The 1,025-nt window shown below is 44.1% G+C and carries 1 protein-coding gene; it reads right to left on the reverse strand.

What is annotated here, in order from left to right; genetic code table 11:
- Nucleotides 1–1,025 (reverse strand): SprB repeat-containing protein (locus IRZ80_RS20750; RefSeq protein ID WP_194644270.1); only part of this gene is annotated, 1,025 nt, incomplete at both ends.

Raw genomic sequence — 1,025 nt, forward strand, 5'->3', positions numbered from 1 at the left:
CCTGCAGGTGGGTTTAATTTCTTAACAATAATGTCTTGGGATACTGTTGTACACCCGTTAGCATCTTTTACCTGGTAAGCGATTAACTGGTCGGATGTTCCGTTGTCGTTTACTACATAAGTGTTCACTCCCGTAAAGGCTCCTCCTCTAAAACTATACGTATAAGGTGCTGTCCCATCATGGCCTGTTACTGTAACAGTAGATGATGTGCTGCACGTTGTCGTAGCCGGTGCCACTGCTGTTGCCGATAAGGCAACTGCCGGTTCACCAATAGTAACTTGTGTCGCTGCTGTAGTACAGCCTAAGGCATCTGTTATTAAAACATCATAAACTCCTTCTGGCAAGCCTGAAGTTATGGCAGTAGCTGAAACTGCTGAACCGCTTTTGCTTACACTGTACGTATAAGGTGCCTGTCCGGAAGTAGCTGTAAGGGTAATGCTTCCTGTGCTATCCCCTTTACATTTTACATCCGTTTTTGAGGTATTCAATGTTAAGGCTGTAGCTTTTGTCTTAACTATAATATCTGCTGAAAAGGCCGTACACGATGGTGATGCCGAATCAGTAACTCTGAATTTATACGTTCCTGCTGCAGATGTAATGTATGGATTAGATGCTGCTGTATAGGTAATGCCATCTGAAGATACTGCATACGTATAAGCTCCTGTTCCTCCATTGGCTGAAAGGTTGATAGTCGTGTCTGGAGTACAGGTCACTGGCGCTGCTGCCACTGCCGTTATGGTTAACTGCGGTGCAATTACATAAGGCGTAGACTTAACACATCCAAATCCGTCTTTTATGGTAAGGCTGTAATTCCCCGGTGTTAAACTGAAAGTCGGGCTAGCCTGAAAATTAATCCCGTCTTTACTATATGTGGCTCCTCCTGTAGAAGTTCCGGTAATAGTAACACTGACTGCCGTTCCTGTATAACATGGAGGTGTCTGAGGATCAATCGTTGGACCGTCTTCTGGAACAATAGTAACTGTCTGTTTTACACGACAGTCATTCGTGTCTTTTACATAAACATC

It is taken from the genome of Flavobacterium sp. HJJ (assembly GCF_015351475.1).
Lineage (GTDB): Bacteria > Bacteroidota > Bacteroidia > Flavobacteriales > Flavobacteriaceae > Flavobacterium > Flavobacterium marginilacus.